General features: G+C 63.0%; 14 protein-coding genes. 6 read left to right on the top strand and 8 right to left on the bottom strand.

Annotation, left to right across the window (positions count from 1 at the left end):
* Positions 1-53: 53 nt before the first annotated feature.
* Entirely contained in the window at positions 54-365 is a 312-nt protein-coding gene (locus tag HNQ95_RS13085) for a hypothetical protein (RefSeq protein WP_182574347.1), read from the top strand.
* A 36-nt stretch (positions 366-401) separates the two neighbouring features.
* Here HNQ95_RS13085 and HNQ95_RS13080 read toward each other — a convergent pair whose 3' ends face one another.
* Positions 402-1,244 (bottom strand): LysR family transcriptional regulator, encoded by an 843-nt coding sequence (locus HNQ95_RS13080; RefSeq protein WP_154384319.1) that lies wholly within the window; start codon positions 1,242-1,244, stop codon positions 402-404.
* Positions 1,245-1,366: 122 nt separating this feature from the next.
* Here HNQ95_RS13080 and HNQ95_RS13075 point away from each other — a divergent pair, with 122 nt between their 5' ends.
* Positions 1,367-2,029, top strand: a complete 663-nt coding sequence (locus HNQ95_RS13075) for a 5-formyltetrahydrofolate cyclo-ligase (RefSeq protein WP_246340756.1) — start codon at positions 1,367-1,369, stop codon at positions 2,027-2,029.
* Between the two features lie 146 nt (positions 2,030-2,175).
* Entirely contained in the window at positions 2,176-2,583 is a 408-nt protein-coding gene (locus HNQ95_RS13070; RefSeq protein WP_182574348.1) for a group II truncated hemoglobin, read from the top strand.
* Positions 2,584-2,638: 55 nt separating this feature from the next.
* Here HNQ95_RS13070 and ftsZ read toward each other — a convergent pair whose 3' ends face one another.
* A complete protein-coding gene (gene ftsZ, locus HNQ95_RS13065) occupies positions 2,639-3,673 on the bottom strand; it encodes a cell division protein FtsZ (protein WP_182574349.1) in 1,035 nt (344 codons plus the stop codon).
* Positions 3,674-4,265: 592 nt separating this feature from the next.
* On the opposite strand from ftsZ, the gene HNQ95_RS13060 reads away from it, so the two are divergent.
* Together HNQ95_RS13060 and HNQ95_RS13055 are read left to right on the top strand one after the other, a co-directional pair.
* Positions 4,266-5,750, top strand: coding sequence for an HAL/PAL/TAL family ammonia-lyase (locus HNQ95_RS13060; protein ID WP_182574350.1), 1,485 nt, complete (start codon positions 4,266-4,268; stop codon positions 5,748-5,750).
* Positions 5,751-6,114: 364 nt separating this feature from the next.
* On the top strand, positions 6,115-7,503 hold the full coding sequence (locus tag HNQ95_RS13055; RefSeq protein WP_182574351.1) for an aminotransferase-like domain-containing protein: 1,389 nt from the start codon (positions 6,115-6,117) through the stop codon (positions 7,501-7,503).
* A 2-nt stretch (positions 7,504-7,505) separates the two neighbouring features.
* On the opposite strand, the gene HNQ95_RS13050 is transcribed toward HNQ95_RS13055, so the two are convergent.
* From HNQ95_RS13050 to HNQ95_RS13035, 4 genes are read right to left on the bottom strand one after another with little or no spacing between them, the layout of a single operon-like run.
* Complete coding sequence (locus HNQ95_RS13050) at positions 7,506-8,420, bottom strand: hypothetical protein (RefSeq protein WP_182574352.1); 915 nt, start codon at positions 8,418-8,420, stop codon at positions 7,506-7,508.
* A 16-nt stretch (positions 8,421-8,436) separates the two neighbouring features.
* Positions 8,437-8,580: a DUF2474 domain-containing protein gene (locus tag HNQ95_RS13045; protein WP_083948827.1), complete on the bottom strand. Its 144-nt coding sequence runs from the start codon at positions 8,578-8,580 to the stop codon at positions 8,437-8,439.
* Positions 8,580-9,587: a cytochrome d ubiquinol oxidase subunit II gene (cydB, locus tag HNQ95_RS13040; protein WP_154384326.1), complete on the bottom strand. Its 1,008-nt coding sequence runs from the start codon at positions 9,585-9,587 to the stop codon at positions 8,580-8,582. The genes HNQ95_RS13045 and cydB overlap by 1 nt, the downstream gene beginning before the upstream one ends.
* 4 nt (positions 9,588-9,591) lie before the next feature.
* On the bottom strand, positions 9,592-11,022 hold the full coding sequence (locus HNQ95_RS13035) for a cytochrome ubiquinol oxidase subunit I (protein WP_182574353.1): 1,431 nt from the start codon (positions 11,020-11,022) through the stop codon (positions 9,592-9,594).
* 413 nt (positions 11,023-11,435) lie between these two features.
* Between HNQ95_RS13035 and HNQ95_RS13030 the strand changes: the two genes are divergently transcribed.
* The gene (locus HNQ95_RS13030) at positions 11,436-11,831 is read left to right on the top strand and encodes a DUF983 domain-containing protein (RefSeq protein ID WP_182574354.1); all 396 of its coding nucleotides are present in this window, start codon (positions 11,436-11,438) and stop codon (positions 11,829-11,831) included.
* A gap of 122 nt (positions 11,832-11,953) precedes the next feature.
* Here HNQ95_RS13030 and HNQ95_RS13025 read toward each other — a convergent pair whose 3' ends face one another.
* Together HNQ95_RS13025 and HNQ95_RS13020 are read right to left on the bottom strand one after the other, a co-directional pair.
* A complete protein-coding gene (locus tag HNQ95_RS13025) occupies positions 11,954-12,190 on the bottom strand; it encodes a DUF1344 domain-containing protein (protein ID WP_067967820.1) in 237 nt (78 codons plus the stop codon).
* A gap of 444 nt (positions 12,191-12,634) precedes the next feature.
* Positions 12,635-13,513 (bottom strand): alpha/beta fold hydrolase, encoded by an 879-nt coding sequence (locus tag HNQ95_RS13020; protein WP_182574355.1) that lies wholly within the window; start codon positions 13,511-13,513, stop codon positions 12,635-12,637.
* Between the last annotated feature and the right edge of the window lie 31 nt (positions 13,514-13,544).

The raw sequence follows: 13,544 nt of genomic DNA, 5'->3' as shown, positions 1-13,544 counted from the left end.
GGGCCGGACTGTCGCGGGACAACATATCAGATGGAGACTATCGAGTGTCAAAGATGGCCGAGATCGAACGCCGCAGTGAAGAGGCGTCGGCGCATATCCGCGCAACGATCATGAATGAGTTTTGCGACGTCATGCACAAGACAGGCCTGTCTCCGATTGCGGTGATGCGGCTAGCCGCGCAGGCGGTCGGGTCGATCTATCGCGAAGTGGCCGACGTTCATGCCTGCCCCGATGGCTGCCCTTGCGGCTGGCGGCCGCATGAAGTGTCCGACATCGAGGTTCTTGGTGCTGCCCTTGCGGCCGCGTGCCGGCAACATCGGCGCAGTCACGATCTGCGGTTGATGCGGGTCATCGGCAGCGCATGACCCGCATTGCGGGCGCCCCTGCCTTGGGGCGCTCCTTTACCGGACAGTCTGCCTCAGCCCAGCCAGCGCCTCCTGCACATCGGCTCGTGCTTCGTTGGCTTCGGGCCAGACGGCGTAGACCGGATAGGTAAATTCGGGCGCGCCTTCGACGGTTTCCAGCTCGCCCGCGGCGATCAGCGGGGCAACCACGCCCTTGCGGAAGTAGCCCGTTCCGCCGGCGCGCAGGATGTAGCTCAGGCCGAGCGGGCCGAGACCGACGACAAGTCCGGGCTCGCCAAACGCCGTCGAGCTGGCATCGTGCTGGGCGGCGAACAGCGGCCCCCAGTCGACATAGACATAGGTGTCGGCCTCTGGCCTGCCATTGCCGGGCAAGGTCCTGACCAGCACGAGCTGCTCTTCCTGGAGGATCTCGACCTTGAAGCCGGGCAAAAGCTTCGGCGCATAGAGCACGGCGATGTCGAGCACCCCGTTCCTGAGCTGGTCGAGCAACTGGTCCGGCACGCCGACATGGGCGTGAACGGCAATCTCGGGCCTGGCTTTCTTCATCCACACCAGCCAGTCGAGCAGCAGCGGGTTCCACAGGCTGAGCTCGCCTCCGAGCGCGACGACGCTTGTCCGCCCGGAGGGGATAGCCAGCTGGTAGCGGGCGCGCTCCCAGATCTGGACGAAGGATTGGGCGAAGCGCTCGAACTCGCGGCCGGCCGGGGTCAGTTGCGCGCCGTTGCGATTGCGAACGAACAGTTGGCGGCCGAGCTCGTCCTCGAGCGTACGGATGCGGGCGCTGACGGTCGTCTGGGTGACATGGAGCCGGTCGGCGGCTCTGAGGAAGCTGCCGCAATGAACGATCTCGAGAAACGTGCGGGCGCGGTCGATATCCATACGCCATTAGTGCAAAAAAATTGCATCAATGCAGCATTTAAATCCGTTTGCGTTTCGGAGTGACGGAGCGCAGCTTTTCCGTGTCGAGATCGATCTCGCCGCCAAGACGGGACACGAAGATGATGTCTGACCAAAAAGGCGCTCCTCCCGAAACGCGCGAATACGCTTCGCCTCCTTGCTTCATGCATGAACTGGAACCGGGCTACCGGACTGATACGGCTCCCATGGACGCGTGGCCTGATGTCGCGCGATGGCGCAAGGCGGAGCGGGCGCGCCTGATTGACGAGCGACTGCTTGCCGATCCCGAGGAACGCAAGGCTCGCTCCGAGCGCATCGCTGCCGAACTCGACCTGGCAATCGGCAAGGTCAGCGGCCGGATCGTCAGTGTCTATTGGCCTTTCCGCGGCGAGCCGGATCTTCGCAACTGGGCTGTCCGGGTGATCGGGCGCGGCGGCAGGATCGCCTTGCCTGTCGTCATCAAGAAGGCTTGGCCGCTGGAGTTCCGTGCCTGGTCGCCGGGCGATCCGCTCGAACGCGGTGTCTGGAACATCCTCGTTCCCGCCAATGGTCCGGCGATCCTGCCCGATGTCGTCATCGCGCCGGTCGTGGGGTTCGACGGGGCAAACTACCGGCTGGGCTATGGCGGCGGCTTTTTCGATCGCACCCTTGCCGCGATGCCCAAGCGACCGCTCGTCGTCGGCGTCGGCTACGCAGGCAGCCGGATCGCCACGATCTATCCGCAGCCGCACGACATTCCGATGGACATCATCGTCACCGACGAATGAGTGATGGGACGAATGAGTGATGGCTAATAAGTCGCAGTATGCCACCCTTGTCGTCAGGGGCTCTGCTGCTAGGCTTTGACAATGCGATGCCGGATGTCCGGACAGTCAGTGCGACACGGATCGCAACTGGGAGGAGGTCGCCTGTCGTGAATGAAACTGTACAGCCAAAGGGGCGTTCGCTCTATCTCGAGCTGGGAGGCGAAGAGGCCGTACGCCGGCTGGTCGAAATCTTCTACGACATCGTCGAGCAGGACGAGGCTGCAGCCGAGCTGCATCTGTTGCATCGCAGGGGGCATGGCGTCGCGCATTCGCGTGAGGAGCAGTTCAACTATCTATCAGGCTTCTTTGGCGGTCCGAGCTATTACGTTCAGAAGCACGGGCATTCGCGGCTGAAGGAAATCCACGAGCACGTGGCGATTGGCCCGGAACTGCGCGATTTGTGGCTGACATGCATGCGCCAGGCGGTGGCGAAGGCCGGCCTGTCCGAGCATCTGCAGGCGTTGGTGATGCGCCACTTCACCTTTGCCGCCGAGATGACGCGAAACAGGGACTGAGCCAGCCTATCTGGCCTCCCGGCCGCGTCGGCGGCCGGGGTCCGGCACTTCGGCCTCAGTGGTAGGGCTGCATCGAACCCGGTGCAGGCTCGCCGCGCATGTTGACGACCGGCTCGCCTTGCGAGGTCGGGGCTGCCAGGCCAGTGGCGACCACCGACACCTTGAACTGCCCCTGGAGCGAATTGTCGAAGATCGCGCCGACGATGATGTCGGCTTCATCACCGACCTCCTCGCGGATGCGGGTGGCGGCTTCGTCGACCTCGAACAGCGTCATGTCCATGCCGCCCGAGATCGAGATCAGCACGCCCCTGGCGCCCTTGATCGAGTTTTCGTCGATGAGCGGGTTGGCGATCGACGCTTCGGCCGCCTTGCTGGCGCGGTTTTCGCCGCTGCCGACGCCCGTGCCCATCATGGCGCGGCCCATGTCGCGCATCACCGTCTTCACGTCGGCGAAGTCGAGATTGATCAGGCCTTCCTTGACGATCAGGTTGGTGATGCAGCTGACGCCGGAGTAGAGCACCTTGTCGGCGATGCCGAACGCATCCTCGAAGGTCGTCTTGGCGTTGGCGATGCGGAACAGGTTCTGGTTCGGAATGACGATGACCGTGTCGGCGGCCTGGCGCAAAAGCTCGATGCCCTGTTCGGCCATCTGCATGCGCCGCTTGCCTTCGAAGGTGAACGGCTTGGTGACGATGGCAACGGTGAGGATGCCTGCCGCGCGTGCTGCCCGTGCGATCACAGGTGCGGCGCCCGTTCCGGTGCCGCCGCCCATGCCGGCGGTCACGAAGCACATATGCGTGCCGGAGAGCTGATCCATGATTTCATGGATCGATTCCTCGGCTGCCGCCTGACCGACCTCCGGCATGGAGCCGGCACCGAGACCCTCGGTCACCATCGCGCCGAGCTGAACCAGCTTCGAGGCCTTCGACATGGTCAGCGCCTGAGCATCGGTGTTTGCGACGATGAACTCTGTGCCCTCAAGACCTTCGGCAATCATGTTGTTGACGGCGTTGCCGCCACCGCCGCCGACACCGATAACGGTCAGCTTCGGCCTCATTTCCGAGATCTCAGGTTTCTTGGAAGTGTTCATGGTTCCGTTTCCTGCGCAGCGCCCCTGCCCGAATCGGACCGGCTCAGGGAATCAGATTGATCGGGAGGCTGCAAGGAATAGCCTGTCGATTGCGGTTTTTAACCGGCAGATCTGGGCTTTTGCACCTGTAAGTGAGGGAGGCGAGCACTCGATCCGCTGTCCGGCCGCTGCTGGTGCAGCCGGACAGCTTGGGTGTCGTGGTCAGAATGCCTTGAGCCGAGCTGTAGCGCCGGAGTTGGTATGCCCACCCGCTTCCGGGTTGGAGTGGAGGACAGCTATCTTCCGCCCAGCCTGTCTGGCAGCTCTTGGTGCAGCATTTTCGACCGGTCCAGGTCGCTTTCGTAGCCTGGTTGTCGGAACTGCTCATTTATCAAAAACGCTTGCTTGAGCAGGCGTCACAATGGCTGCTCATGCGACTGCAGGAATGACTTTCGCTCCAGCGCGCGAACCTCAAGTTGGCGGAGGCGCGTCTGCAGCCTGTTGGCACCGACAGAGGAATACTGGTGCGAGCCGATGCGTTGTCGGGGCTCGTCTCAAATCCAATGCCAGCCATCTGCCATCTGTCACCAATGAGCCATCTCGCGAGCATGCCATGGTAATATCAATCGATACCCCTCCAAGTTGGCGCGATATCGCGCGGGTTGCCTCAGGTGAGATGCTGGCTCTTGCCCCAGCAGCCTGGGAACGCGTTGCACATGCCAATCGTATCGTGACGCGTATCGTTGAGAACGGCGTGCGTGCTTACGGTGTGAACACTGGGGTCGGCGCGCTTTCGAACACGGTAGTCGAACCAGCTTTGCAGGAAAAACTGTCGCGCAACATAATCCTCAGCCATGCTTGCGGGGTAGGCGAACGAGTTCCAGAGCACAGCGTCCGGGCCATTATCGCATCGCAGGTGGCCAACTTTGCACATGGTCACTCTGGAGTTCGCCCTGAGATCGTTCTGCACTTGCTGCGCTTCCTGGAACGTGACTGCATTCCGGAAGTTCCGTCACGAGGGTCAGCCGGATATCTCACGCACAACGCCCACATTGCGTTGGTTCTGATCGGTGAGGGCAGGGCGCAAGTGGCCGGGCGCCGAATGAATGGCCGTGATGCGCTGGCTGCCATTGGAGTTGAGCCATTGGTGCTTGGCGCCAAGGAAGGTCTGAGCCTGGTAAATGGCACCGCCTGTGCAACTGGGCTCCTGTGTGTAGCGCTGGCGCGCGTCGAACGGCTGTTACGCTGGGCTGATGCTGCGGCGGCCCTGACGCTCGAAGCTGCTGGTGGTCAGATGGAGGCCTTTGACGAGCGAGTGCTTGCTATGCGGCCGTCACCCGGCATTGAGGCAGTAGGCGTAACGCTGCGTGCTTTGCTCGAAGGCAGCGGCCTGATAAGCGCGGCACGCGGGCGCCGGACGCAGGACGCACTCAGCCTTCGTGCCGTGCCTCATGTGCACGGTGCAGCGCTTGAAGTGACGGAGCGTTCGGCGCAACTTGTCGATCGCGAGCTCGCCTCAGTCACCGACAATCCGGCGGTATCGGGTACGCTGGAAAACCCGCTGGTCTTTTCGGAGGCTCATGCCGTTGCGCCGGCGCTGGGTCAGGCGGCCGACAGCCTGACGATCGCGCTGGCTCAGGTGGCGGGGATGAGCGAACGGCGGATTGATCGTCTGGTCAACCCTCTCGTCAACAACCTGCCGGCGTTTCTCGCCAGCGAAGGCGGCTGCAATTCCGGCTTCATGATCGCGCAGTACACTGCCGCCTCGTTGAGCAATGTAAACCGCCGCCTCGCAGCCCCAGCTGCAACCGACGGCGGCGTTACCTCAGGGTTGCAGGAAGATTTCCTCGCCCATCCGACCGTTGCCGCCAACAAGCTGCTGGCGGTCATCGACAACGCCGAATATATCCTGGCAATTGAATTGATGGCGGCAGCCCAAGCGCATGACTTCCTGGCTGGCGACGAAACGCGCGCGCCTGGAACGGATGCGATCTATCGCTCGGTTCGTGAACGTGTCGCGCATTATGCCGACGATCGCCCACTGTCGTGGGACATTGAAACGGTTCGATCTTTCATACGAGAGACGGATATACCTTAGCGAAGCCACGACTGAGGGACGACCACGCTTGGTCGCGGTCGATTCCTAATCCAATCGACGAGCCAACCCTTGGAGTGATCGCAAGGCCGGCCAACAACTTGCCTGGTTAGCGTCTCGACAAGTCGCGCAGACGGCCTGTCTTCTCGCGGCCGCCCACATGAGTGGGCAGGCCGGAGCCAGCCTAAACAATTGGTTTCAGAATGATCCCATGCGAATTCGGCGTCGTCCACCGGGGCGCGATTGAGCCACAGGGATCTGCGGATCGAACAGTTGGGGGTTCAGTCAACCAGACCCACGCATTGATGGTGGCCTTGGGCATACATTATGCCTATATATGGACAACGATGATGGAACCTGTTGCACCATGACAGTCAACGTCTGGTCGCCCGCGATCTCGAAGGCCGACGGGCCGCTGTATCTGGCGATTGCCGACGCCTTGTCGGTCGACATCGCGTCTGGCCGCTTGCCCGGCGGCTTTCGGCTGCCGCCGCAGCGGACACTTGCCGACCAGCTTGGCATCGATTTCACCACGGTGAGCCGTGCCTATGCCGAGGCGCGCAAGCGCGGGCTGGTCGAAGGTCGGGTCGGGCAGGGCACCTATGTCAGGATGCGTCGTCCGTCCAACTCGCCGTCGACGGTGACCGGTATCGTCGACATGAGCATGAACCTGCCGCCGCGGTTCGACGATCCGGAGCTCGCAGCAAAGATGTGGGACGGCATCGCCGAACTGCAGGCCGGCGACGGGCTCGGCCTATTGATGCGCTACCAGGAAGCCGGCGGCACGCTGCGCGACCGCGCCGCGGGCGCCATGTGGCTGGCGCCGCGTCTGGGCGATATCGGCCCTGGTCGGTTGATGGTCTGTCCGGGCGCGCAAGGGGCGTTGCTGGCGCTGCTGGGGGCGTTGGCAGCACCGGGCGAAACCATCTGCGCCGAGGCGCTGACCTATCCCGGCCTGCTTGCCGTTGCCGAGCATCTGCGCATCGGCGTCACCGGCGTGGCGATGGATGAGGAAGGGCTGATTCCCGAAGCGTTCGAAGATGTGTGCCGCAAGCGCGCGCCGAAGCTGCTTTGCTGCACGCCGACGCTGCACAATCCGACAACTACGACGCTGTCGCAGGTACGGCGCGAGCAGATCGTGGCGATCGCGCGCCAGCACAATGTGCTGATCGTTGAGGACGACGCTTATGGCGCCTTGCCGGTCAATCCGGTGGCCACTTTCGCGGCCCTCGCACCCGAAATCACTTATCACATTGCCGGCCTGGCCAAGTGCCTGGCGCCGGCGCTGCGCGTGGCTTATGTGGTGGTGCCGCAGGAGCGCACGGCAGCCCATCTAGCCGGCGCCATCCGCGCCACCGCCGGCATGGCCTCGCCGCTGACGGCCTCGCTTGCCACGCGCTGGATCGAGACTGGGGTTGCACAATCCGTGCTGGCGGCAATTCGAAGCGAAACCAGGCAGCGGCAAGCGATCGCGTCGCAACTGCTGCCGTCCAGCCTTGTGCAGGCAAATGCCGAAGGCTTCCACGTCTGGCTGAAGCTTCCATCTGGCTGGAGCCGGAGCGACTTTGCCGCGCGCCTGCGCTCGGCCGGCATCGGCGTCGTCACCAGCGATGCGTTCTCGGTTTCGGGGCCTGCACCCGAGGCAGTGCGCCTTGGTCTGGGTGCGGCGCCCAATCAGGCGTCGCTTGCCGCAAGCCTTGGGACAGTCACTGACCTGCTCGTGCAGCAGTCGGCGGTGTCGTCGATGGTCGTGTAGCCCTAGGGGATGGCGCTCGGCAGTGGGCCGGCGAAACGCTCGATCCGGTTCATGCCAAGGATTTGATGCAGCGGGGCCTCGTCACTCACCCGGCGAAACATGCCGGGCGACATCCAGCGCGCAAAGCCGTCGACATTGGGCGCGCCGCGACCTGAACGAACATCGTCGATCCATAAGGTGCGTGTTTCGAGCGAGATACGGGTCAGGCCGGTCGAATTCGGCACGCCGGCATGGGCATGAGCGCTGGAAAACGCGATGATCTGACCCGGTGCGATGACCACCGGCGTAGCGTCTGCGACCTCAAGCTCCTCGATCAGATGAGGTATCGCCGCGTCGGCGTCGACAGCGTTGCGACCACCAGCCTTCGACCGCTCCAGCAGCGCGGCAAGGTCGAAGTCGGCGCTGGTGTTCGCGACCGGACGATCCCAGAGCGAGGGGTAGATCGCGAAGGTGCGCCCTTCATCGATGTCGTAGACCGGCGCCCACCAATTGGTCTGGGCATAGAGGTTGGAACCCCAGGTGTCGCGGTGGAAGGCAATGGTGGCGGTGGTGCGGGCACGCGGCACGACGCTCCCCGGATCCTGGTGCGGCTGGAACCTGAGATAGAGGGTATCTCGTACGAGCCCTTCCGCCTCCAGGCCGCAGGCCTCGAAGACATCGCGCCACAGCCGCCTGACCTCCGGCGACCGGGCGAAATCGCGCTGGCGCTGGGCGAAGCTCTCCGTCTGCTCGTGATGCGACAGGTGGCGATGTATTTCCTCCGGTGCGAAGGGCGCGAACGCATCCTCCAGGAAGGTTTGGGTGAAGCTGACGAGGTCGGCCATCGGCACAAGTTCGCCGAAGCGAAGAATGTCGCCGGCATAGATCCGGTCATGAAGCAGGCGCGGGCCGGGCGCCTCGGAGACGTCGTTGTACATCAGATCGTTCCGCAATTCACACGGTAAGGCCGGCGATATTCATCAGCAGGCGGAAGAGGTAGGCCACGGCACCGAGCCCCAGAACGCTGACTGTCCAGATGAGGATCAGCCAGCCGATCCGCTTCGGCCACGATACCGGTGCCTGCGAGGGGGCGGCCATCAGTGATAGCCCTCGCCGGCTTTCACCTTGCCGCGGAACACGTAATAAGACCATGCGGTGTAGCCGAGGATGAAGGGGATGATGAACAGGGCGCCGACCAGTGCAAAGCCCATGCTCTGCGGCGGCGAGGCGGCCTCGCGGATGGTGATGTCAGGTGGGATGATGTTCGGCCACAGGCTGATGCCGAGGCCGCTATAGCCAAGGAACAGCACGAACAGCGCAAGGATGAACGGTCCGGCATGTGGTGCGCCCTGCAGGCTGCGCAGAATTAGCCAGGTGGCGACAAGGACCAGGATCGGCACCGGCGAGAAGAAGACGATGTTCGGGAAGCTGAACCAGCGTTCGGCAATGTCGGGATGGGCGAACGGCGTCCACAGGCTGACGATGCCGACGACGGCCAGCAAGGCAAGCGTTATGGGGCGCGCCAGTGCGACCATGCGGTCATACAGCACGCCTTCAGTCTTGATGATCAGCCATGTGCTGCCCAACAGTGCATAAGCGACAATCAGCCCGAAGCCGGTGAACAGGCTGAAAGGCGTGACCCAGTCGAGCGCGCCGCCGACATAGGTGTTGTTTTCGACCTTGAAGCCGTCGAGGAAGGCACCGAGCGACACGCCCTGGAAGAAGGTGGCGACATAGGAGCCGCCGGCAAAGGCCTTGTCCCAGAATGCCCTGTGATGCTGGTCGGCCTTGAAGCGGAACTCGAAGGCGACCCCGCGCCAGATCAGCCCGAGCAGCATCAGCACCAGCGGCAGATAGAGCGCGCTGAGGATGACGGCATAGGCAAGCGGGAAGGCAGCCATCAGGGCGGCCCCCCCGAGCACCAGCCAGGTCTCGTTGCCGTCCCAGACCGGGGCGACCGTGTTGACCATGGTGTCGCGCTGCTCGCGGTCGCGAACGAAGGGGAACAGGATGCCGATGCCGAGATCGAACCCGTCCATGATGACATACATCATCAGGCCAAAGGCGATGATGACGGCCCAGACAACTGGAAGATCGATGCCCATCGGTTCAGCCTTTCCTGTCGGCGTGAGTCTGCGCGAACATGTCGATCTGTTCGTGGGCGGCAGATAGCGGCCGCGCCGGCCGGCCGCTCATATCGTCGTCGCCCGGATCATGCTCGTCGACTTCGGGGCCCTTGCCGACCAGCTTGAGCATGTAGCTCGTGCCGATGCCGAAGACGATGAAGTAGACCACGACGAAGACAATGAGGGTGGTGCTCATCGCCAGCACCGAATGGTTCGACACGGCGTCCTTGGTGCGCATCACGCCATAGACGATCCATGGCTGGCGGCCGATCTCGGTGGTGTACCAGCCGGCAAGGATGGCGATCACACCGGCCGGGCCCATCAAGGTGGCGAAGCGCAGGAACAGCCTCTTTTCATAGAGTTGCTGGCGCCAGCGCAGCCATAGCCCCCAGGCACCGAGCAGCAACATCAGCATGCCGAGACCGACCATGATCCGGAAGCTCCAGAATACGACGGTCGAGTTCGGACGGTCCTCCTTGGCGTATTCCTTGAGGCCAGGGAACTGGCCGTTCCAGCTGTGGGTCAGGATCAGGCTGCCGAGATTCGGAACCTTGATCGCGTAGAGCGTCTCTTCTTTCTCCATGTCGGGCCAGCCGAACAGGGTCAGCGGCACGGCTTCGCCGGGTTTGTTCTCCCAATGGCCTTCGAGTGCTGCGATCTTGGCGGGCTGGTGTTTCAGCGTGTTGAGGCCGTGCAGGTCGCCGATCAGAATCTGCACCGGCGCCGAAACCAGCACCATCCACATCGCCATCGACATCATGGTGCGGGTGTGGCGGCTGTCGTTGCCGCGCAGCAGATGCCAGGCGCCCGACGCACCAACAAAAAGGGCGGTCGCCAGGTAGGCGGCGACGGTCATGTGCGCCAGGCGGTAGGGGAATGACGGGTTGAAGATGATCTCGAACCAGTTCACCGGGATGACGACGCCGTTGACGATTTCGAAGCCTTGCGGGGTCTGCATCCAGCTGTTGGAGGCGAGAATCCACGTTGCCGAAATCAGCGTCCCGACCGCAACCATGATGGTGGAGAAGAAGTGCAAACCAGGGCCGACCCGGTTCCAGCCGAACAGCATGACGCCCAGGAAGCCGGCCTCGAGGAAGAAGGCGGTGAGCACTTCGTAGGCGAGCAGCGGCCCGGTCACCGAGCCGGCGAAGGCGGAGAAGTAACTCCAGTTGGTGCCGAACTGGTAGGCCATGACGAGGCCGGAGACGACGCCCATAGCGAAGTTGACGGCGAAGATCTTCGACCAGAAATGGTAGAGATCGCGGTAGACGGTATCGCGCTTCCATAACCACAAGCCTTCCAGCACCGCGAGGTAACTTGCGAGCCCGATGGTGATGGCGGGGAAGATGATGTGGAAGGAGATCGTAAAGCCGAACTGTATGCGGGCCAGTTCGAGTGCGGTTAGGCCGAACATCAAGGACCTCTCTTGCATGTACAATCGGCTTGAGCGCGATTGCTGGTCGAAGCGTAATACTCGTCGATTGTCGTCAGGTATTGCTCACACCTTGCAATAGACGCCCATCTTGATCTGCGCAGCGCGGAAAGTCGACGCACCCCGGGGGACATTTTGCCCCATGTGGCGGACCCGCGCAGGCGTCTTACGGCGCGCTCGTTCTCCATACAATAGATCCATACATTCATCAATTGTCAGGAATGTATGTGAATTATATGTATATTGCACCTTGCCGGCAAGGCTGAAGCGCCTTATGTGTCGGGGCGTAGGGGCGCGCTGTGGCGTTGCCCGCATGTTTGCGACCCGCAAGGAGGAGACGCGCATGTCTCGGTCCAGATATACGGCAGAGGGGTTTACCCCCCACCGACAACCCGATGAAGACGGGTATCAAGGGGCTCTGCCCGCGCTGCCAGATGGGGCACCTGTTCCAGGGCTTCCTGAAGCTTGCGCCGCGTTGCGAGGTTTGCGGGCTCGACTATTCCTTCGCCGATCCGGCCGATGGCCCCGCCTTCTTCGCCATGACCATTGCCGCGGTGCCGGCGCTCGCCTTCGGCGCCTGGTTCCAGACGGCATTCGGCCTGCCGCTATGGGTGCATCTGTTCATCACCTTGCCGCTGACCGTGCTGAGCTGCATGGCACTGTTGCGGCCGCTCAAGGGCTGGCTGGTGTGTTCGCAGTTCTTCCACAAAGCCGAGGAAGGCTCTATCGATTTCGATTGGCACGCCAAGGCCAAGGGCCAGCAGCAGAATGGCCAGACGCCGGCCGCCTAATCAGGCGGAGTATTCGGCGCAGCCCTGCCGCTGTGGCGACCAACAGCAAAAAAGCCATGGGCAGGGGCGGCCCATGGCTTTGCGGCAACATCAAGCTGCCTTTGGCGGTGGGGAGGTGTCGTTCAGCGCAGGACGCTGGTGACCTTGTCTCCTTCATCGTTGAGCCCGATCGAAACCTTCTCGCCGATCTGGATATTAGGAAGGCCGACGTCGCGCGGCACGGTGAAGCTGTGGCCGTTGTCGAGGGTAATGACGCGAGATGCCGGGCTGAACTTCATGACCACGCCGTTGTTCGACGACGCGAGCGCTGCGCCCGACATCAAGGCGAGGGATGCGGCAGCCAGGATGATCTTCTTCATTTGGTAGTTCCTTTCTTGGGAGGTGACGCCAACATCGGCGACGTCCCATTTCTAGCGGCGTCCCGTTTCGAGCTGTTTTCAGAACACGGCGATAAGTGTTTCGTTTGTTTCAGTCGCCGCCGGTAAGCGAAACAAAACGCTGCTTGCCGGCTGGAAAGGGCAGGCGTGTTCTGCTTGAACAGCGATCGTGTGGGGACGACGACGGCCTGTGACCAGACACCAGCGCGCGACGATCGGGCTTGGCGAGGGCTGATGGGGGCAGGCGACTGTCGGAATGACGGCAGCCAGGGCGCGAGGGGCAGTCTCGCTCTGTCGAGCCAACGGCAACGCGATGGAAAGGGGAGGGCGAAAGCGGCGAGGTTTGACCGTGCTTCGTGGCGCTGGATGCGCTCCCGCAGTTCGGACGGGAAAACGCAAACGCACCGACCGGCAAGCGCCGGCCGGTCAGATCGAACGGGAGGGTGCCGTCGTTGAAAGCCGCGACTTGCGGGCCGTGCGCACTCCGTCGGCGGCGCGCAGATGCGCTGCGATCATCGGATTGACGATGTGGGGGGCGGTCAGCAGCGCCATATGTCCGGCATCGGGAACGATGGCAAGCCTGGCGCCTGGAATAGCCTCGGCGACCATTTCGGTGACGCGCAAACTCAAGACAGGGCTGTCCAGCGCCATCACCGCAAGCGTCGGGCAACCGAGCGCGCGACAGCGGTTCGCCGGCCAGGTTGCGGCAAGTGCGGTTGCGAGATCACGGCCCGCTTGCTCGGCATGGCGCACGAGCTCTTGCCGAAGGCCTTCGCTGGTCCGGCGCCAGGCGCCTGCGCCATGCCAGAAGTCGATATAGGCGCGCATGCCGGCTGACGGGCCGGAGGCACGTGCTGTTGTCGCCAGTTTCTCGGCCATGCCGGCAAGCTCGGCGAACAAGGCCAGATCCGACGGAGCCCCGGCGCGCAGCAGATGGAACAGTGCGGGCTCGATCAGCGTCAGGCTTTTGACCAGTTCCGGTCGCATCAGCGCGATCTCCAGCGCCACTGCCGCACCATGCCCATGTCCGACAAGGTGCATCGGCTCCGACATCGCGCCAAGAAGAGCGCCCGCAACAGCGGGGATACCAAGGGCTGTCCATCTGCTGCAGTGACAGGACAGATCAGGCGCGATTAGCCGGTGGCGGCCGCGCAGGTAGTCCGCGGTGCCTTGCCACAGCCCACCCGTATTCGTGGAGCCATGCAACGCGAGTACGGGTGGGGAGAACACAGCCTCGCTGAGCACGGGCCGGCAGACGTCGCCGGGATCGGACTTCCAACTGGCGCTATTCCACATCGTGTTCATGGCCGCGCTTCCGGTCACCGGATGGATCGCT

Origin of the sequence: Aminobacter ciceronei (genome assembly GCF_014138625.1) — a bacterium.
In the GTDB taxonomy this organism is placed as follows: domain Bacteria; phylum Pseudomonadota; class Alphaproteobacteria; order Rhizobiales; family Rhizobiaceae; genus Aminobacter; species Aminobacter ciceronei.
This window is presented reverse-complemented; position numbering and strand designations above follow the sequence as displayed.